We start from the raw sequence: 20,053 nt of genomic DNA, 5'->3' as shown, positions 1-20,053 counted from the left end.
ACCAATTCGATGTAAAGAAATCTAACAAGACGATGACTATGTAACGATAGTAAAATAGTTTTATTTGCTTGTCAATTGGTTTTGGCTAATTTTTTAATTATTTTGCCGCAACATATTTTTAAGATTTTTTGTATACAAATAAACTATTTACATCTAGATTCATCGTAACTTAAGCGTTTACATTTTTACTTCTATGTCATATAATTTAATGTAATTCTATTTTTGTTGCGGCAAAAATAACATTAAACTTATAAAAATTTCTGTTCATTTTTCAATGGGACACTCTTATTTTCAATAGAAAACTCAATAAATTCTGGAAAAAAATCTGTTGAATCTCCTTTATTCATCACCTATAATGCAATTTAGGCGCAGAATTCAAGAACTAATATCACATTTTATATTTGCCGCAAACTGATTTCCTCATCTTTTCAGTTGTTTATCCTCACTTACTACCATGATTCTTACATACAACGTCATTATCGTGCCGCTCCATGCGGATTCGAAAGGAGTTGAGTTTCCTTAACTTTCCCTCATGACATGCAGGTGTGACAGAACGAGTTATCATCCATTATCCATTATTCAGGAGGTATACCATGACAAGATTATTTGATCGAAGTAAGAGGAGTTTTGGACTGTTTTTGGCTTTTGTCCTCATGATAACCTTGCTTTTGCCTACGGAAGCCTTACCCAAAGCCTCTGCTGCAACCATCACCATTGATGGCAATGTGAGCGACTGGAGCAGCGTTAGTGCTCTCACGACCAATAGTGGCACAGCCCAGACGCTCAAAGTAACGAATGATGGGACCAACCTCTATCTCCTCGTTCAAGGCTCAGGTCTGAGTACGGCGATGGGCAACTTCTGGATTAACACCGATAACAATACTTCAACCGGTTACCAGGCTGCGGGCTGGGGGACTACAGGTGTGGAGTGGCTCCTTGAAAATACGGGATTATACCGTTATGGCGGCAGCGGGACCGACTGGAGCTGGAATTTCAACAGCACATTAACCAGCTCACAATTCTACCGTAGCTCCTCCATCATCGAAGTTGCTATTCCTCTCTCGACACTGCAAATCAGTGCAGGCAGTACAGTGCGAGTCGGGTATATCGATAACAGCTCGGATACATCCAGACTGCCCGCAGCTGGACAAACACTGCCCGCTTATCTCCTGACCTCGTCTGGATCGGGTGGGGGTACGGGGAACAATACCGTGGTGAATCCTGTAGAGCTCGACAGCCCACTCAACAATCCATTCAAAGGCTGGGCGCCTTCGGCCAAGAGCACGACATATGCACAGCCACACAGGCTCGTATATGCCGGCGTAACCTGGAAGGAGTTAGAGTCCACCAAAGGCACATATGATTTTAGTGCAATTGAAGCCACCAATAATTTTGCTTACTGGAAAAGTAAAGGCGTCAAAGTGGTGTTTCGCTTCATTCTGGACAGCCCGACAGGACAGGCTCATCGGGATATTCCCGACTGGCTCTACAATGACATGGTTGCCCGTGGAGAATCACCCGGAACCGTATACAACGATACAACCGGAGGCATGGGTACAGGCAACAACATGGGCTTCTCTCCCAACTACAACTCCACTTATCTGCAAGAACGGCACAAGTTAGCGATTGAAGCTATTGCAGCAAGGTACAATACCAATGATCGTCCAGTTGCTTTTGTCCAGATCGGTTCCCTCGGACACTGGGGCGAGTTCCATACGTGGCCTTATGTTGGACCCAATGGTGAAACCAATTACACAGGCGCTTTCCCTACCAATGACATCTCGAACAAGTATGTTCAGCATTACATTGATGCCTTTGCTGGCAAAGAGGACAAAATGCAGGTTCTGATCCGCCGCAGTATCGCCTTGGCGAAAACCAACAATAAAGGCATGGTCATGGGCATGTTCAACGATGTGTTTGGACACAAAGACAGCTTCGATGCGGATTGGGGTTGGTACACGGGCACCCAGAATGGCTATTGGGATGACATCGGCCAGCAGCAACCAGGACACCCGAACTTCTGGGAAACCCGAATCTCTGGTGGTGAATTTTACGGAGGTGCTTCCGGCATGCTTGCGGCATTAACCACCGGTAGCGGCTTCACGGAAACGCTGCGTCAAACGGAGCTCAGTAAACCAAGCTGGCTGGGACCGAATTCTCCTGCTTCGCTTCCTCTGAATCATGCATTACAGGCCAATATTGATGCACTCAAGAAACGAATGGGTTACCACTTTGTCGTGAAGGAAATATCGCATCCATCCACCATTAGCGGAAGCACGTTTACCACAACGATTAAAGTGGAAAATAAAGGCGTACAGCATTTCCCGTTTGCTTGGCCGGTTGAGATTCAACTCCGCAGCGGTAATACCGTTGTTGCGAAGAAAACTACAAACGTTAATCTGACCACATGGAAAACGGGTACCTACACCTTGACCGACTCCATTTCTGTCTCCGGTCTTGCTGCTGGCACCTATGATATCGCGATTGCGATCATCGATCCATCAACCACTCAGCCTGGCGTGGACTTCGCCAATACGAATAAGCTGACGGACGGAGCATTTAAGCTGAGCAGTGTAACAAAGTAATGTCAGGTTCAGATGCCGCGTTGTATAATGCGATGCATTTGTCAGTACATTTGTCAGTGCACTCGTCGGTGCATTCGTCAGTGCATTCGCCATTGTACGTGTAAATTACAAGAGCAGGAAAGAAGGCATAACCCTCATGCCCTCCTTCCTGCTCTTCCTTTGATTGCACGAGTGACCAACTCCCCGATGGCTCGCAGCTCGCTTTCCTTCAATTCCCCCTTTTAGCTACTACAATTATTTCCTCAGTTTCAGCATCCGGCAAGGGCAACTCGCAGGTAGGTCCGAACGCTAACGAATATGAGGCTCCTTATTCGAGGGTTTTGGGCATGATCTCAAAATGTAACGAACACCATAAACCTTATATTCAAATTTTCAGGCTAGCATCAGCTTCAAATACGCTCCTTCAGGTCAATAACATCTCTGTGGTTCGTTAGAATCTCACAACCTTTGAATTTCGCCAAATAGCGTCTGGCATGTTCGTTAAAGTTGTCGCACATATAAAAAAAAGGATTGGGGCCCCGTCCGGGTCTCCAATCCTTTTGTCAATATTGAGCCTTGTCCACGTTAACGTCCTCACCAGAATAAAAGGTACTGCTGAAGTCATTTCCAAACTTGAGCGCAAAGGGATCGTCAGCAGGACCAATTCCTGTGTTCCTTCGTTACGTTGCCTTCACTTAGCCCTTACTTCACCTTATTGCGCTTTATTTATTGCCCTATTGCGCCTTCTTACGCAACTGGCTGTAATACAGCTCGCTGTAGAAACCACCTTGTTCCAGCAGCGCGTCATGCGAGCCTTGCTCCAGCAGATGCCCATCCTTCAGCACCAGAATTCGGTCGGCCTGACGGATCGTGTTCAGCCTGTGAGCAATGACAAAGCTGGTTCGTCCCTGCATGAGACGTTGCAGCCCTTCCTGAATTTTGATCTCTGTGACGGTATCAATACTGCTCGTCGCTTCGTCCAGTACGAGTATAGATGGATCTGCCAAGATTGCCCGGGCAATGGCGAGTAATTGTTTCTGCCCCTGACTAATGCCGCTCCCATCAGCCTGGAGCACTTTGTCGTACCCGTCCTTCATTCGCACAATGAAGGAATGGGCATTCGCCAGCCGGGAGGCTGCTTCCACCTCTTCATCCGTTGCGTCCAGACGGCCAAACCGAATATTTTCCCGGATCGTACCCTGAAACAGGAATGAATCCTGAAGCACAAACGCCATATGAGACCGCAGATTCTCACGCCGAATGGTGGTCATATCGCGACCATCTACCGTCAATGTGCCACCTGTCGGATCATAGAAACGGGATAACAGCTGAATCAATGTTGTTTTCCCCGCTCCGGTCGGACCTACAAGAGCGATCATCTCACCCGGTTTGGCTTCAAAGCTGATGTCATGCAAAATGTTACGTCCTTCATCGTATCCAAAGGATACCTTGTCGAAACGAACGGCTCCCTCCACCTTATCCAGAGATACCGCTGCCCCTTCGTCCTTCGCTTCCTCATCTTCGTCCAGCACCTCGAATACGCGCTCAGCTCCCGCAATTGCGGACAATAACGTATTCCACTGGTTCGCCAGATCATTCAGGGGACGGGTGAATTGACGGGCATATTCCACAAAGATAATAATCACCCCGACTGTAACCGAACCCTGAATCGCCAGAATACCACCGATGCCCGCCACAATCGCAAAGCTCAGGTTGTTCAATCCATTCATCAGTTTTGGAATAAATCCGGAGATCGTCTGTGCCCAAAAACCGGAAATCCGGATGCGGGTATTCCGTTCCTCAAAACCGCGAATCACCCGCTCCTCTTGGGAGAATGCCTTAATGATCTTTTGCCCGGATAAAGTCTCTTCAATATAACCGTTAAGTTCACCCAGATTGCGCTGCCGCTCCTTGAAGAGTGGTCCCGTTCTGCGCGTAATCCAACGCATACCAATGGCCATCAACGGCACAACGATAAAGGTAAGCAGTGTCAATAGCGGGCTGAGCCACAGCATAACGCCAAATGTCCCAAGTAGTGTTAATACACTCGAAAAAATCTGGATGGCTGAGCTGTTCAGCGTACCGCTGACATTCTCGATATCATTGGTCACTCGACTCATAATCTCCCCCTGCTGTCGTTTACCGAAGAATGGAATCGGCAGCTTGTGCAGATGGGAGAACAGATCATACCGCATGCGGAACACAGTTTCCTGTGCAATCTCAATCATCCATATGTTTTGTAACCAGGATGTAAGAGAGAACAAGACGTACACTGCGGTTAATCCAATCAGAAACCGCGTCCAGCTTGCGCCGGCTTCCCCCGCGATGAAATCATCCACGGCCACCCCTACCATGTAGGGGCCAAGCAAAGCAAGTGCGGAGCTAGCTAACACCATCAACAGTACCATGGACAGCTTAACTTTGCGCCGTGCCAGATAGGTCCAGATCCGACCTAGCGTACCGGACCAGTTCTTCGCCCGTGCCTTGGGCTTGCGACCACTGCCTGATCGTAACGTCTCCGGATCAATCGGCGGTGGTGGCTGACGGAAAGGCTCAATGAATGCTTTGAACATGCTGTGCACCCTCCCCGTATTGTGATTCATGAATTCGACGATACAGCTCTGACGATTCCATCAGGTCTTCATGTTTCCCTTGCCCAATGAGTTGTCCATCATCAAGCAGCAGAATCAGGTCCGCCGAAGTGGTCGAACTGATCTTCTGGGTGATGATAAACGTGGTACACGACAATTCTTCCAATGCATCCAACAATCTGCCTTCTGTGGCCACATCAAGTGCGCTCGTGCTATCGTCCAAAATCAGAATTCTTGGTCTACGTACCAGCGCTCGTGCAATGGAAAGTCGCTGCTTCTGTCCACCGGAGAGATTCACTCCCCGTTGACCCAGCAATGTATCATAACCGTTTGGTAAATTCTCAATCGTTTCATGGATCTGCGCGCGCTTCGCGGCTTCCACGATCTCATCCAAGGTAGCATCTTCCTGACCCCAGGCAATATTCTCCCGTATGGAACCGGTAAACAGGACAACCTCCTGAGGAACATAACCAATCGCACCACGCAGCATGGACAGATCCAGCTCTGATGCATCGGCACCATCAATCCGTACCTTTCCTTGATCCTCTGTGTATAACCGGGGAATAAGCTGCACCAGCGAGGATTTGCCTGAGCCCGTTGCACCCATAATAGCAATACGCTCCCCCGCTTTTGCAGTGAATGTGATGTTATCCAGTACTGTAATTTCACTATTCGGATAACTGAAGCCTACACTGCGGAATTCCACTGCACCCTTCACATTACGCTGTTTTTTCGCCGGGTATACAGATTGCGGAAAATGTGAAGATTTCACAGATCCAGTAGATGATGCAGACGTTGATAACGACTTCGTCTGTTCAGTCTCCGACGTGTCCTCTGTATTGAACACTTCATTCAGCCGTTGCGCCGAAGCGCTTGCTCTCGAGAAGGTTACCAGAATCCATGACAACGCAGACATGGCACCAATGGTGCGAAGCAGGTAGTTAATCACAGCGACCACTTCACCTACAGTTGCATTACCGGAAGCGATGTCGACTCTTCCAAACCAGAGCACGGCGATAATACAACCGTTCATCATCAGCAGCATGAACGGCATCGTGGTCTCCGTCAGGCGCAGCGCGGAGATTGTGCCTTTCATCAGCTTGCCGCTGAATCCGGCAAAGCGTTCGATCTCATGGCCCATCCGCACGAAGACGCGGATTAGCCGAATGCCTGTCAGATTCTCCTGGATGACTCCATTGACGGCATCCAGTCTGCGCTGCACATTGCGGAACAGCAACGCTGCCTTTTTAATCATCCACACCACAACAATGAGCAGTATCGGCACCATGACAACCAGCAGCAAACCCAACCTCGGATTCACGATTACTGCCATAATCATGCTGCCAATGACCACCAGCGGTACACGTGTCATGAAGCGCAGACTCATGAAGACGGTGTCCTGTACCTGGGTCACATCCCCCGTTAAACGGGTAATCAGGGACGATGTCGCGAACCGGTTAAAGACGGCATAAGAGAACGTTTGCACTTTGTCATACAACTTCTCGCGCAGATCGTATCCAAACCCCAGGCTTGCATGGGATGCAAAGAACGAACTGGCAATTCCGGCAGCAAAAGCCACGACAGCACTGCCAACCAGCACACCGCCCCACAACCAGACGACAGACAGGTTTCCCTGCTGAATACCGTTATCAATGATCTTGGAGATCAGATAAGGCTGAGCCAGCTCCACCGCAAGCTCAATTAACATCATGACCAGGGCTGCAATCGCGGCAACTCGGTACTTCTTCAAGTAGTACAACAGCTTGATCATAAGCATTCCTCCGGCTCGGAGCATCGTTCAGGCGATCCTACACCACGTTCTTACCATCAGCTCCGTTATTCTCTTTCTTTAAATCTATGTAAAATTTCACGTATACAATACGCTTATTATATCGTATTTTGAATCATCAAATCGCTAATATCTTACTTTCCTTCTTATTATTAACCTGAAATGGACAGGGTGCCATGCATATTTTCCCTTAGTTTGCCCAAATACAAAATACAGAACGCCCTGACCAGGGAGAAAAAAGCAAAAAAGCCGCCGATTGGCGACCTTTTAAGCAATTACGTTTAGTTCTCAGACAGCTAATAGCTGCTGTATTAACATTATTAATTGGATTGAGGAATTGCCCCCAACAAGTTATCTATATACATTTTCGCCAAGATTTTATCCCTTTGGATGCCGCTACTGCGTTCTTCGTCCTGAATTAACTTCTTCCTGGCAGCCTTTGCGACATCATGTACTTGTTCACTAGGAACGGCCACAACGCCGTCGATGTCTCCAATGATCCAGTCACCGGGCCGGATATTTGTCCCTCCTGCCGAGACCGGAACATTCGTATGCCCACCCCCGTACTTATTGGATGATGCCGTTGTTGTGCCTCGGCTGAAAACGGGAAAATTCAGGTTGCGAATCCCTTCAATATCCCGGATGACGCCGTCAACGATCATCCCCTGAAGTCCGAAGGTTTGGGCCAGCCCTGCAACGAAGTCCCCTGCAACAGCCCGGCGAGTATCGCCCTGAGCTGCAATCACCAGCACGTCACCTGGCTGGGCTTCCCGAATTCCCTGCAGAACGGTAAGATTATCTCCTGCGGGAATACTCACCGTAAAGGCCCTCCCAACGATCCTGTGTTGGGGATCGATCGGTTTGATTGCATAATCCAGATTGGTCAATCCCCCTAATACATCTGAAATACAGGTCGTTGGCAATCCAAGGAAAATGTTCTTTACCTCGATATCAGACATGATTCTTCTCTCCTCAAATAATTTATGGGGTGGGAACAATGGAATGGCGGTTTTGGGGCACAGGTAAACCGAGATGTTCCCGAAGCGTGCTGCCTTCGTATTCGGTTCGGAATAATCCGCGATTCTGTAGCTCCGGTATAACTCCCTGAACAAAGTCATCAAACCCGTCTGGCAGAAAAGGAGGCATGATATTGAAGCCGTCCGCAGCATAACCTTCAAACCATTTCTGGATATGGTCAGCCAACTGGTTTGCAGTGCCCACCACAATGCGGTGCCCGCGTGCTCCCGCAACCTCACGGTACAGCTGACGCAGGGTAAGTCCTTTTTCCCTGGCAAGCTTCATTAGGAGTTGAGGTCTGCTCTTGCGACCATCTGACTCTGGAATATCCGGTATTGGATCATCAAGGGAGTAACTGCTAAGATCATATTGGAAACGTTCCTCCAACGTCGCATAGGCTCGGGAATCATCGATGAAATGCTGAAGTTCCTCATACTTTTCCTTGGCTTCCTTTTCCGTGTTGCCGATGACGGGGAACAAACCGGGAAGAATATGCAGGTGTTCCGGAGAGCGGCCATACTTCCGAAGACCTCCCTTAAGGCTAGCGTAAAATGCTTGGGCATCTGCATACGACTGTTGCGCTGTAAACACTACTTCTCCAATCCGCGCAGCCAGCTCTTGCCCTGGTCCCGATGACCCCGCCTGAATGATGACGGGATGACCTTGCCGACTCTGGGTCACACTTAATGGACCTTTAACAGCAAAATACTTGCCTGTATGATTCAACTCGTGCACTTTGCTTTGGTCGATATACTCACCTGTCTCCTTGTTTACAATGTAAGGGTCCTGTTCCCAACTGTCCCAAAGTCCCTTAACGACCTCGACGAATTCAGCCGCACGATCATAACGCAAGTGGTGCTCCAGATGCGCTGTGTTAGAGAAATTTTGGGCTGCTTCCGGGGTAGACGTAGTCACTACATTCCACGCTACCCGGCCCCCGCTCAGCTTGTCCACCGACGCGATAAGGCGGGCGAGATTGAACGGATCGTAATACGTCGTGGAAGCCGTAACGGCCAAACCAATCTGCTGGGTTACCGTAGACAGCGCCGCCAATAGTGTAATCGGCTCAAAACGCGTCACAACGGAGGCCGGACTGCTTGCGGAAGTCGTAAGTCCATCCGCGAAAAAGATCATATCCAGCTTTGCCTGCTCCGCCTTTTGCGCAACCTGCTTGATCAAATCAAAATTTTCGCTTCCGGATTGCGCCTTAGGGTGACGCCAGCCCGCCACATGATGGCCCGCACCTTGCACGAATAACCCCAGCTTCAGTTTTCTTCCCCTGCTCATATCAACTGCACCCCCTTATCCCGCTTACTTCGAACCGAAAACGAATTGGCCGGACGGGCAAGTCCGAGATTCTCTCGAAGCGTATTTCCGCGATACTCCGTGTGAAACAATCCTCTGCGCTGCAGCTCAGGAATTACCAATCTGGCAAAATCCTCAAGGCCTGAAGGGAGTGCCTGCGGCCGGATGACAAAGCCATCACATGCCCCGTTAGTGAACCACTCTTCCATTTCGTCTGCCACCTGCTCAGCCGTACCGGCAAAAGTGCGGTGCCCATTGCCTCCAGACACCCTTTCGATCAGCTGACGGATAGTAAGGTTTTCGGATTCGATCATATTTTTCATCAACTCAAACCGGCTACGGTTTTCATTAATGGTTGCAGGATCGGGAAGCTCAGGCACAGGCCCGTCAAGCGGATAAGAAGACAGATCCACCTTCAGCCGCTTGGAGAGCCGGTACAATCCCAGTTCAGGAATAATGGACTCCCGCAGCTCGGCCTCTTTTTCTTTTGCTTCCGATTCGGTTGCGCCCACGACTACGCTAAATCCCGGAACGATCTTTACATCATCCGGATGGCGTCCGTATTTTTCTACCCGTGACTTGACGTCGGCATAAAATGCCTGGGCGTCTGCCAATGTCTGCTGGGCTGTGTATATCAATTCTCCGATACGCGCCGCCAGCTCCTTGCCATCCTCCGAAGAACCTGCCTGGGCCAAAACCGGGTATCCCTGCGGTGGACGCGGCAGATTCAAGGGACCTTCCACCGAGAAAATTTCACTTTGATGCCTCACCGCATGAATACGCTCCACATCCGCATACAAGCCCCGAGCCTTGTCAAACTTGAGCGCATCGTCTTCCCAGCTGTCCCATAGTTTGGTGGTTAACTGAACAAACTCCAAGGCACGCTGGTAACGCTCGTTGTGCTCATAATTTTCTTTACGGCCAAAATTAAGATGTGTGTTCCCAATCCCCGTTGTCACGATATTCCAGCCCGCCCGGCCGCCGCTTAGATGGTCCAGGGAAGCGAACAGTCTGGCCGTGTGATAAGGCTCTGTATAAGAAGTGGATACCGTTGCTACAAGACCGATTCGTTCAGTAACCCCTGCCAATGCGGATAAAAGGGTATACGGTTCCAGACGACTAAGTGCCTGATGTTTCATATTCTCTCCAAGTTCGTAGGCGTCGGCCAAAAATACGGTGTGGAATTTGGCCTGCTCAGCGATCAGGGCCATTTTTTTGTACAGCGAAAATGAAGTGACGCCTTCTGGCTCAGCCGAAGGCAATCTCCAAGCCGTTTCGTGAAAGCCTGTGCTATTCATGAAAAAATTCAATATCATCTGGCGGTTCCTGTTCATTGGTTTGCCTCACCTCAGCTTTCATATAATGTTTATAAAGGAAAGTGACACGATACCATGTGACCTGCTGTGAGTTCACTGAGTTCAGGGGACTGATTCCGGCAAATTTCCTGCGCTATCGGACATCTTGTATGAAATCTGCAGCCTCGGGGTGGGTTCGATGGGCTTGGGACATCCCCCTGCAGCACGATTCGCTGCTTTTTATCCCTTGGATGCGATACAGGTATCGCTGACAGCAGGGATTGGGTGTATGGATGCCTTGGGTGGCTGAACAAATCATTTTTGTCAGCCATCTCTACAATTTTGCCAAGATACATGACTGCGATTTTATCGCTGACAAATTTGACGGAGGCTAAACCGTGAGCAATAAAAATAAATGTGATCCCTTGCTCTCTCCGAAGCTGCCTGAGCAAGTTAAGGATCTGTGCCTGAATCGATGCATCCAGTGCTGATACAGCTTCATCGCATACGATGAGCTTGGGTCTTAATGCCAGCGCTCTGGCAATGCTGATTCGTTGCCGTTGTCCACCGCTGAATTCATGTGGATACCGATCCAAGTGATGCTTAGCCAGACCAACCGTTTCCATCAATTCCGCAACTCTGATTCCTAAAGACTCTCCCTTTGGCAGACCATGGATACGAAACGGCTCTGCAATAATATCCCTGACCTTAAGCCTTGGATTCAATGAAGAATAGGGGTCCTGAAAAATTAATTGCAAGTCTGAACGTATGCTGCCAAGCTTCTTCTCGCTCATGCCCGTTAGCCTTTGGTCCGCAAACCATACTTCTCCTTCCGTCGGCTCCTCTAATTGAAGTATCAGCTGCCCCAACGTCGATTTGCCACAACCCGATTCTCCTACAATGCCAAGCGTTTCTCCCTTGTGCACAACGAAGCTGAGGTCGTCAACGGCCTGAATGTGCCCCTTCTTTGCACCCATCCATCCCGTTCTGTAGGGATAATATTTTTTCAGTCCCTGTACCTTCAATAATGGTTCTTTATGATTTTCGAGCAATGCACTTTTCACCTTATCCCTCCCTGAGTCAGCGGATAAAAGCATCTCGCCTTATGACCTGCCTCAATCCACTCAAGTTCCGGTTTCTCTGTTCCGCACCTGCTTGTTGCGAACGAGCATCTAGACTGAAAGGCGCATCCGGGGGGAAGCTCCTGCAGGTTTGGAACCGTGCCCTTGATGGAAAAGAGCTCTTCCTGATCGATATGAATCTGGGGCAGCGACTTTAACAGGCCGGAAGTATAAGGATGAAGCGGACGATCGAACAGATCCTCAACCCGTGCCTCTTCTACAATTTCCCCTGCATACATTACGATGACCCGATCCGCCATTTCAGCAACGATCCCAAGATCATGCGTTATGAGGATCACACCCGTATTCAGCTTGTTGCTCAGGTCTTTGATCACTTCAAGAATCTGAGCCTGAACGGTAACATCCAAAGCTGTTGTAGGTTCATCTGCGATGAGCAGACTTGGATTACAGGATAATGCGGATGCGATCATCACTCGCTGCCTCATTCCTCCGGATAGCTGATGGGGAAAATAGTGATATGCCTTTTCCGGGTGTGCAATGCCAACAATTTTTAATAATTCGATGCTCCTAGCCTTGGCCTCGCTTCGCTTCAACCCCGTATGCGTCCGGAGTGACTCTGCAATTTGGCTGCCAATCGTAAATACAGGATTGAGCGAAGTCATCGGTTCCTGAAAGATCATGGAAATTTCGCTGCCACGAATTTTCCTCATTTCCCTTTTGCTCAAGGTAAGGAGATTGCGCCCTTTTAACTTGATTTCACCGGTAACCACTTTGCTTGGTGAATCAAGAAGCCCGATAATCGACAGTGAGGTTACACTTTTGCCTGAACCCGATTCACCGACAATACAAAGTGTTTCACCTCTCCCTATTTCAAAAGAAACCCGGTTGACTGCAGGAATGACCCCCTCCCTGGTTCTGAAAGAGGTTTGGAGATCCTTCACTTTCAGCAGCATTTCGGGCATAGACATAGACACATCACCTCGAATCTGAATTTTTGACGAGCCACTCCGCCAAACAGCCTATTTCAATTTAGGGTCTAGCCAGTCACGTAACCAATCTCCGACAAAAATGATCGCCAGTACCGTGATGGTAATGGCCAGTCCCGGAAGTGTAGCTACCCACCAGCTTGTAGCCAGGTATTGCCTCCCGTCGCTGAGCATGCCTCCCCATGATACGGCTGGCGGCTGAATGCCCAATCCAAGAAAGCTCAAAGCGGCTTCCGATATAATGACTCTGCCTACATTAATCGTAGCAATGACAATAATAGAGGAACTAATATTGGGCAGGATATGAACCCCTATAATTCGAAGTGTTTTGGCACCACTAACGCGGGCGGCACGTACATAATCACGCTCTCGTACACTCAGTACCTCACTTCGGACCAATCGGGTATAGCTCACCCAGCCTGTGATCCCGATGACAAAGATTAGAGTCCCTATCCCTTCCCCAAGTACGAACATGAACAGCATCATGAACAAAATAGTAGGAATGGCGACAAAAGCATCTGTCACTCGCATAATGATTGCATCAATCCACGAACCGTAGTACCCAGCCAAAAGACCAAGCACGATACCGATGAGTCCTGATATGATTACGGCACTAAAACCGACAATTAGTGAGACCTGTGATCCATATAAAATCCGACTCCAAATATCACGGCCCAGCCCATCGGTACCTAGGACGTATTCCCAAGTTCCGCCTTCTGCCCAAGCAGGGGGAAGAAGCTTTTGTGCAATATTTGCCTTTGACGCGTCATGTGGCGCAATATAAGGTGCAGCGAGTGATAGCAATATGATTATCAGAAGCAGGACCAGGCCCACAACCCCGGTCTTACTCTGGAACAAGTTCCTCCAGTTACCTCTACGTTGTAGCGGTTCCTCATGGGATGAGTGAGCCGGCATAACCAGTGAAGCTTCTGTCTGAATGGATTTTGCCATATCCATCCCCTCCAATCCCTCTTTACGTTGTTACCTATTCTTTCAGGGTAATGTCTTCTGCGAAGAACATCTCATCCGCACGTGGAGTAAAGTCTATCCTGTTGCCCACTCCATAATTGAATTTATTCTGATACAGAAAGATTCTCGGACGCTCTTCCGCCAGAATGGATTGCACCTTCTGGTACTGAACTTCCCTTTTTTGGTCGTCCAGATTCACAGAGGCTTCGGTCAGGAGTTCATCGACTTCAGGATTGTTATAGTCCGTTTGTCCTTTAGCGTTATCCGATTTGAACACTTCCAATTGAAGCGGGGCCTCGAACATGGAATTGCCTTTGCCTTGCAGGGCCAGTTCCTTAAACGTGTTGGAATTGTCTCACTGCTTGTACTGCGTCTGCTCCAGAATTTCAAGATTCACTTTAAAATTAGCCTCTGTCAGATAGGCGGCGATGGCCTCTGCGACCTCTTTGGTGCTAGTCGGACTGCTGAGCGTCAGCTCAACTCCGTTTGGATAACCTGCCTCAACAAGCAATTGCTTGGCACGATCCGGATCGTAAAGATTGGTGTTAAACAGGTCCGGATTGAATCCCAAAATACCAGGTCCGATTGCTTCTTGAGTTGGGACTCCCGCGCCTTCGAGCACACTGTCTACCAATGTTTGTTTGTCGATTGCAAGCTCAATCGCTTCCCTGACCTTAGGATCTGCGGTGACAGTTCCAGGGGTCTGACGCACCAGCAGGCTTTGGACTCTGGCACTCTCCAGATCCGTATAATAAGTCTTGCCACTGTCCTTGACCCGCTGGATATCTCCCGGAGGAATAATCACAGCGATATCAACCGAACCCGTAAGCAGCTCGGATATACGTGTTGTGGATTCGGGTATTGTACGGAAAATAACCCTGTCCCATTTTGGCTCTCCAGCGTAGTAGTTTTCGTTTTTGACAAGTTCAACCCGGTCATCCTTAATCCACCGATCAAACTTGTAGGGTCCTGTCCCCACCGGAGCCGCATTGAAACCTTCAATGCCTTTTTCCTGAAAATATTTGGCTGGCAAGATGCCGGAACTTATTCGACTCAACCTTGATAGCATGATGGGGTCAGGCTCTTTCGTTATAATATCAACGGTATAATCATCCTTGATCTCAACCCGGTCAATGATATTGTACGAGGGATAATCGATTAGGGATTTGTCGCGTGCTGCCCGTTCAAGGGTGAATTTCACATCTTCTGCGGTGAACGGGTCTCCATTATGGAATATAACCCCTTCTCTCAGAATAAAGTGCCATGTCAGATCATCCGTTCTTTCCCAAGAAACGGCGAGACCCGGCAGCTTCTTTTTGGGGTCGGAAGCATCTTTTTTGACAAGGTACTCAAACAGATTGACATGAATGGATTCGGTTTGTGTGTTGCCATGATCGTGGACATCAAACGTGACATTATCAATGGTATTGCCGATGGTTAGCACTTTTTCGTCGCCAGACGAGCCGGTGCTTACTGAAGCAGCGTTATTACACCCGGTGATAACTAAAAGAAATACGAGCAGGGTTAGTGGCCATTTATACAAACGTTGCATCGGTTTAATCCGCCTTTCTCTGATGAGTGATCCAAAAAATCAAATATATACCAAGTTTTATTACAGGTTAAGTAGGATTAATGACGTCGGACATTAGGAGCTGTATTTAATCCGTGGATCCAATAGCTTGTACACGATGTCTGTAAGCAGATTAATCAAGATTACGATAAATGCAATAATGAATACGGCAGCCTGTATGATCGCCATATCATGCGTGTTGATCGCTTGGACAATAAGCAGGCCCATGCCTGGCCATGAAAAAACCGTTTCGGTGACCAGCGATCCACTGACCAGATTGGTCAGCTGCAATCCAGATATCGTCACGACCGGAATCAGGGCATTCCTCAGAGCATGTTTACCCAAGACTACCATTTCCCGGAGCCCCTTGCTTCGCGCCGTCCGGATATAATCCTGACCGATAATTTCAAGAAAGCTTGAACGAATCATCCGAGTCATCTCGGCGGCAATGCCAGTGCCCAGTGTGAGCGCAGGTAGAATCAAGTGTGAGAAGCCGCCTCTTCCCGACACGGGCGTCCATTCCAGTTTGACGGAGACAAGCAGGATCAGCATGATCCCTACCCAAAAGTTAGGCATCGCCTTGCCAAGAACGGATATGCCCGAGATCAACAGATCCATAAACGAGTTGCGTTTGACCGCCGACCATATGCCAAGAGGGATAGAAATACAGCAGGCTACGACCATCGATGCCGTCGCCAGTTCGAAGCTGGCAGGTAATCTCTCCAATACGATAGGCAGGGCGGCTTGACCGTAACGGAATGAGTCACCGAAGTCCCCTCGCAGCAAATTGGATACAAATATGGAATACTGTACATATAAAGGCCGATCCAGACCCAAGGCAGCCCTCAGAACCTGCCTGTCTTCAGCCGTGGCTGTATCTGGAAGCATCATAGCTACGGGATCACCTGTGACATGAACGAGTATAAATACAATCATTGTAATAATGAAGAGAACCGGTACAATCTGAAGCAAGGATCGAACGATATATTTGGCCATTCTTTTAATTCCCTTGTTCTGATGCTACTCCTTGAAGACCGGAGACAGTATTTAACACAACCTCGCCTGTAATGGTCTGAGGATTAAGCAAAAGATTGTATATAGGACATACTCGCTCAACCGTTTCATGAAGTTCCTTGATTTTCTCGGGGCTCTCGTCAGAGGTGATGTGAATTTTGTAATGAATATTGTGCGGATAGATAGGGACATTTTCATACCCTTCTTGTCCTGCCAGGGGATGTTCCTGTCCATGGACCTCGATCTCGAGGGATTCCAGCGAAATGCCGAGCTTGGCAGCCTGGATCAATGTGATGTGAGTCATGCAGCTGCCCAGAACACCCAGTTGAATTTCCGGCGATGCCGGGCCAAGACTATATCCGGCAAAATTTTCGGGACTGTCGCTAATGATCTGAAAATCTCTGATCCGAATCTCGCGGATTCCACTTCTACCTGCCGCGCGTACCTTGGCGGAATAGTTTCTTGGCTCCGGGTTGGCTAGTGCCTGTTGATGTAACGCCTGTGCGGCTTCTCTTTTCTGTGCAAGGTACTCATTCAACGTTGCCATAATTTCCATCTCCCTTAGATATTTGTGTCAGATTCACATCAAATCGCAGAACAGCATTAAAATTGAATTAACCTATGTGTTTAGTTGGTTTTTCAACTGATTTATCCATTCTTGTGACGACGTTTACTGGAAATGTAGCTGTAATTCACTTTAACCGAATGCGTGAGATAAATAAAATAAGAAATCGCTATGCTTAACCATTACAAATCCCTATGATACCTATAGGGATTTGTTGAAATCGAAATTTTTCAGAAATTGCACAAAAGCATTGACCTGATTAAGCTGCATAAATTCCTGGTGATAAAACATATATGTCCGACGGATGATGGGTTCCCCCTTCCTGTTCTTGATATGAATTTTCATCAGTTTCTCTCCGTTGAAGTACATGCTTGGCATGATGGCATATCCCAATCCATTCATCACCATCTCCCTGGCTGAGTCTGCATGGTCGACCTCCATGCCTATTCTGGGAGGTACGGAATAATGGTCGGACCACCAATTATCGATTTCAGATTTAAGAACCTGATCTGTCCTGTAATCAATCCGAGGCCGATGTGGCAGTTCTTCAAGAGTGAACGCTTCCTTGGACACTACACATAACGTGTCCTGAAACAGAAAATGTTTTTCACCGTTCCATGTATAATCCCCCCGAATGAGACCGATATGGATATCTTGATTCAATATCAGGTTATGAATGGTTTTACTGCGTGCAGTAATGACCTTATACTCAACCTCCGGATATAGTTCCTTGAACATCTGCAGCATCCGAGGGAGCTTGTTCTTGGTAAAAAAATAGCCGACGCCAAGTCTCAGTGTCCCGGTAACCTGGTCATTCAGCTTAAGTAAATCATCCTTGATATGTTGATATCTTTTGAGCATTTCATCAGCTGCTTTTGCCATATATTCACCATGGGGAGTAAAATCTACGCCTCTTCTTCCCCTTTGTACAATCGTGATTTCAAATTCTCTCTCGATTTGCTGAATCCTTCCTGTTAGCGCTGGTTGTGACATGAACAGATTCTGCGCAGTCTTTGTAATATTACGATGCTTGTACAATTCTTGCAGAATTCTCCAATCCCGTTCTTCCACTTCATTCCCCCCTGTCAATACAAACTATTCCAATTAATTAACTCTGATTTTAAATTATATTATATTACTTTAATTTGTTTGTATAGAAATTTTGCTGAACGCCCGTGGACGATTCAGTGAAATGTCCATTAACGGGAAAAACAACAAGTTGGCTATGTCAAAAAATCATTTGAGATTCGCACGGCCAGCAGGACGTACCATTTTAATGCGGAGTATGATGATCCTTCGTTGCTGCGCAATGCACTTTCGTTTCGCTTTTTTGAGTCGATTCGTGTACCCGCTCCGTCTTCCCAACAGTACTCTATCTGAATGGGCAGCTTCAGGGTGTATACCTGCGGATCGAAGGTGTGAAATCCTTCTTTTTTCGCCAAAGGAAAATCCCTGTGCGCAGCATCTTCTATGCGGTGAATGATCATGCTGGTTTTACGATAAATTCAGATACCTCTGCTGAAGCACCGATCTATTGTCCGGGTATAGCTTAATTCGGGGTAAGGATGTGGATCGCACAAGGCTGCGTAATTTTATTCAGCAGTTGAACACAAAGTCCAGGCTGGAATTGTTTCGTTTTTTACAATCGAGAATGGATACGGACAATTATTTACGCTGGTTAAGTGAAGCTGTGCTTACAGGGAACTTTGATAGATTTCATCAGAATTACACATGGTATGAGAAAATCAAGAGCGGTATGTCCTCCCCGGTATCGAATCCGGATTGGAAACGGCCTGCCGTCCATCTGCATCGTGCTGTTCACAAACGTCTCTGACCATATATTGGACGTTAACTGTTGATATTCGGTTGGAGACAAGCTGATATGGTAGACAGGAAGAGCCATTTCCATCCGCCTTTCGAGTACCTGTAAGATTCGCCCGCAGACTCGTACACCATCCTATGCAGAAGCACAGAAAGTCGTACGGCGAATACACAGTCCTGTACATGTCACATCCAACTTCACTTGTCATAATGCGGAATAATCGAGTTATTAATCTATAAATATACATACATTCTAATAGATTATAGCCAAATTAATATAAATATAGTTAACTGGCTAGTCCCTTCAAAAGGCATGTCACTTATGCTTAAACTACAGGCAGACATGAATGACGAATGGAAGGGATCAGAATCACATCCACCATTTTTGTCCATCTGAACTTATATCATGGAAGGGGTAAAACTTAAAACACTATGTCTATGAATGGTCAAGGAATAAGAAGTTTGTTGGGGAGAGAGAGCAAAATTAACCGGGGAGGACCTGATTCAGTACAAGGTACGTACGGACGTACGCTGGGACTATATGGAAATGAGCTGTAAAGAAGGGATCGTCTACGTTAATGAATCACATGTCAAAAGCATGATAGGTGAACTTGTTGTACTCAACCTCGGTTGCAAGCCTTACCGAGCAGGGTTATTAAAGAATGCAGACAGCCACTTGCTTGCATTGGTAGAAGCAGATGAGACTTCTTTAATGATGCATACCGATCATATCCAAACCATTCACCTCCCTTGAGTATCCGAAGAACACAAAGGTTCATCTGCCTATGGCTGATGAACCTTTTTTTCAACTTTACATCCTACCATCTTCTGCGTCCACGATCTCCCCTATTGTGATCCTTCAACTCACCAAGACGATCGTATGTCTCTTTATATATCCGTATCACGGCTTGAACTTTAATAAAATCAGCATCTTCCGGTCCAAGTCCCTCCATAAACATTCTCTGAATGATCTGTTGGAAGAATTGCACTCTGGCCTCAACCTGTTCTTGCTCAAGCTGTAATATGTCTTCGAAACTGTGGTTCCCTATGTAATCCATCAACTCATCATCATGTCTGGAATAATCTGCGTTTCTCCGATCTGCTACCCATTCATCCGGCTCATTGGACTGGAGATTAACACTCGTACGCAGCTGAGATAGGATAATTTTCTCTTTGGCCAACATGACATGAAAGTCCTTGTTACGGAGCAGTTCAGACACAATCAGACTGCACATTTCACGATTTTGGATCAGTATGCCGTCAAATGGATGAAGCGTCCAATTCCCGTTGGCATAATACAGGTTAAAGTTAAAGAACTGACTGCCATATTTGTATTGAATATTAATTTTGGTCTCATCAATAATCTCGAATGAAAAGTCCAGCATGTTCAGCAAGCTCCTTCGCACAACCCCAGATTTTACCTTCATTCTATCAAATAAATGAAACAAAGAGACGCACTCAGCGTCCCTCGTAGAAAATAAAACC

At 47.5% G+C, this 20,053-nt stretch carries 16 protein-coding genes and 1 pseudogene; 3 read left to right on the top strand and 14 right to left on the bottom strand.

What is annotated here, in order from left to right; translation table 11 throughout:
• The first annotated feature begins 593 nt into the window (after positions 1-593).
• Complete coding sequence (locus tag NKT06_RS05205; RefSeq protein WP_253430863.1) at positions 594-2,585, top strand: DUF4832 domain-containing protein; 1,992 nt, start codon at positions 594-596, stop codon at positions 2,583-2,585.
• Positions 2,586-3,298: 713 nt separating this feature from the next.
• Here the strand turns inward: NKT06_RS05205 and NKT06_RS05200 are convergent.
• The 13 genes from NKT06_RS05200 to NKT06_RS05145 form a co-directional block, all read right to left on the bottom strand.
• Entirely contained in the window at positions 3,299-5,137 is a 1,839-nt protein-coding gene (locus NKT06_RS05200; protein WP_253430860.1) for an ABC transporter ATP-binding protein, read from the bottom strand.
• Positions 5,118-6,926, bottom strand: coding sequence for an ABC transporter ATP-binding protein (locus NKT06_RS05195; protein WP_253430857.1), 1,809 nt, complete (start codon positions 6,924-6,926; stop codon positions 5,118-5,120). The genes NKT06_RS05200 and NKT06_RS05195 overlap by 20 nt, the downstream gene beginning before the upstream one ends.
• A gap of 338 nt (positions 6,927-7,264) precedes the next feature.
• Positions 7,265-7,903 (bottom strand): RraA family protein, encoded by a 639-nt coding sequence (locus NKT06_RS05190; RefSeq protein WP_253430854.1) that lies wholly within the window; start codon positions 7,901-7,903, stop codon positions 7,265-7,267.
• A gap of 22 nt (positions 7,904-7,925) precedes the next feature.
• Positions 7,926-9,248, bottom strand: a complete 1,323-nt coding sequence (locus NKT06_RS05185) for an LLM class flavin-dependent oxidoreductase (protein WP_253430851.1) — start codon at positions 9,246-9,248, stop codon at positions 7,926-7,928.
• Positions 9,245-10,600, bottom strand: coding sequence for an LLM class flavin-dependent oxidoreductase (locus tag NKT06_RS05180; RefSeq protein WP_253430848.1), 1,356 nt, complete (start codon positions 10,598-10,600; stop codon positions 9,245-9,247). Before NKT06_RS05180 ends, NKT06_RS05185 begins: the two co-directional genes overlap by 4 nt.
• 32 nt (positions 10,601-10,632) lie before the next feature.
• Positions 10,633-11,625 carry an ABC transporter ATP-binding protein gene (locus NKT06_RS05175; protein ID WP_367399848.1) on the bottom strand — a complete coding sequence of 331 codons (993 nt, stop codon included), beginning with the start codon at positions 11,623-11,625 and terminating at the stop codon, positions 10,633-10,635.
• On the bottom strand, positions 11,622-12,605 hold the full coding sequence (locus NKT06_RS05170; RefSeq protein WP_253442392.1) for an ABC transporter ATP-binding protein: 984 nt from the start codon (positions 12,603-12,605) through the stop codon (positions 11,622-11,624). Before NKT06_RS05170 ends, NKT06_RS05175 begins: the two co-directional genes overlap by 4 nt.
• A gap of 57 nt (positions 12,606-12,662) precedes the next feature.
• Positions 12,663-13,580, bottom strand: a complete 918-nt coding sequence (locus NKT06_RS05165) for an ABC transporter permease (protein WP_253430845.1) — start codon at positions 13,578-13,580, stop codon at positions 12,663-12,665.
• A gap of 34 nt (positions 13,581-13,614) precedes the next feature.
• Complete coding sequence (locus NKT06_RS31870; RefSeq protein ID WP_367399847.1) at positions 13,615-13,902, bottom strand: hypothetical protein; 288 nt, start codon at positions 13,900-13,902, stop codon at positions 13,615-13,617.
• A 51-nt stretch (positions 13,903-13,953) separates the two neighbouring features.
• Positions 13,954-15,150 carry an ABC transporter substrate-binding protein gene (locus NKT06_RS05160; protein ID WP_367399846.1) on the bottom strand — a complete coding sequence of 399 codons (1,197 nt, stop codon included), beginning with the start codon at positions 15,148-15,150 and terminating at the stop codon, positions 13,954-13,956.
• Between the two features lie 93 nt (positions 15,151-15,243).
• A complete protein-coding gene (locus tag NKT06_RS05155) occupies positions 15,244-16,164 on the bottom strand; it encodes an ABC transporter permease (protein WP_253430840.1) in 921 nt (306 codons plus the stop codon).
• 4 nt (positions 16,165-16,168) lie between these two features.
• Complete coding sequence (locus NKT06_RS05150) at positions 16,169-16,729, bottom strand: OsmC family protein (RefSeq protein WP_253430837.1); 561 nt, start codon at positions 16,727-16,729, stop codon at positions 16,169-16,171.
• Positions 16,730-16,948: 219 nt separating this feature from the next.
• Entirely contained in the window at positions 16,949-17,818 is an 870-nt protein-coding gene (locus tag NKT06_RS05145; RefSeq protein ID WP_253430835.1) for a LysR family transcriptional regulator, read from the bottom strand.
• Between the two features lie 228 nt (positions 17,819-18,046).
• On the opposite strand from NKT06_RS05145, the pseudogene NKT06_RS31865 reads away from it, so the two are divergent.
• Both NKT06_RS31865 and NKT06_RS05140 read left to right on the top strand, forming a co-directional pair.
• Positions 18,047-18,300 (top strand): annotated as a pseudogene (locus NKT06_RS31865) (CotH kinase family protein).
• A gap of 14 nt (positions 18,301-18,314) precedes the next feature.
• Complete coding sequence (locus tag NKT06_RS05140) at positions 18,315-18,581, top strand: CotH kinase family protein (RefSeq protein WP_253430832.1); 267 nt, start codon at positions 18,315-18,317, stop codon at positions 18,579-18,581.
• An 805-nt stretch (positions 18,582-19,386) separates the two neighbouring features.
• On the opposite strand, the gene NKT06_RS05135 is transcribed toward NKT06_RS05140, so the two are convergent.
• Entirely contained in the window at positions 19,387-19,953 is a 567-nt protein-coding gene (locus NKT06_RS05135; RefSeq protein ID WP_253430829.1) for a hypothetical protein, read from the bottom strand.
• Positions 19,954-20,053 lie beyond the last annotated feature (100 nt).

This window comes from Paenibacillus sp. 1781tsa1 (assembly GCF_024159265.1).
Taxonomy (GTDB): domain Bacteria; phylum Bacillota; class Bacilli; order Paenibacillales; family Paenibacillaceae; genus Paenibacillus.
Note: the sequence above shows the minus strand (reverse complement) of the source record. Positions and strands in the feature narration are given on the sequence as shown.

Coding starts and splice junctions, on each gene's coding strand:
- NKT06_RS05205 (WP_253430863.1), top strand. CDS start 594: ATGACAAGATTATTTGATCGAAGTAAGAGGAGTTTTGGACTGTTTTTG.
- NKT06_RS05200 (WP_253430860.1), bottom strand. CDS start 5,137: ATGTTCAAAGCATTCATTGAGCCTTTCCGTCAGCCACCACCGCCGATT.
- NKT06_RS05195 (WP_253430857.1), bottom strand. CDS start 6,926: ATGATCAAGCTGTTGTACTACTTGAAGAAGTACCGAGTTGCCGCGATT.
- NKT06_RS05190 (WP_253430854.1), bottom strand. CDS start 7,903: ATGTCTGATATCGAGGTAAAGAACATTTTCCTTGGATTGCCAACGACC.
- NKT06_RS05185 (WP_253430851.1), bottom strand. CDS start 9,248: ATGAGCAGGGGAAGAAAACTGAAGCTGGGGTTATTCGTGCAAGGTGCG.
- NKT06_RS05180 (WP_253430848.1), bottom strand. CDS start 10,600: ATGAACAGGAACCGCCAGATGATATTGAATTTTTTCATGAATAGCACA.
- NKT06_RS05170 (WP_253442392.1), bottom strand. CDS start 12,605: ATGCCCGAAATGCTGCTGAAAGTGAAGGATCTCCAAACCTCTTTCAGA.
- NKT06_RS05165 (WP_253430845.1), bottom strand. CDS start 13,580: ATGGCAAAATCCATTCAGACAGAAGCTTCACTGGTTATGCCGGCTCAC.
- NKT06_RS31870 (WP_367399847.1), bottom strand. CDS start 13,902: ATGTTCGAGGCCCCGCTTCAATTGGAAGTGTTCAAATCGGATAACGCT.
- NKT06_RS05160 (WP_367399846.1), bottom strand. CDS start 15,150: ATGCAACGTTTGTATAAATGGCCACTAACCCTGCTCGTATTTCTTTTA.
- NKT06_RS05155 (WP_253430840.1), bottom strand. CDS start 16,164: ATGGCCAAATATATCGTTCGATCCTTGCTTCAGATTGTACCGGTTCTC.
- NKT06_RS05150 (WP_253430837.1), bottom strand. CDS start 16,729: ATGGCAACGTTGAATGAGTACCTTGCACAGAAAAGAGAAGCCGCACAG.
- NKT06_RS05135 (WP_253430829.1), bottom strand. CDS start 19,953: ATGCTGGACTTTTCATTCGAGATTATTGATGAGACCAAAATTAATATT.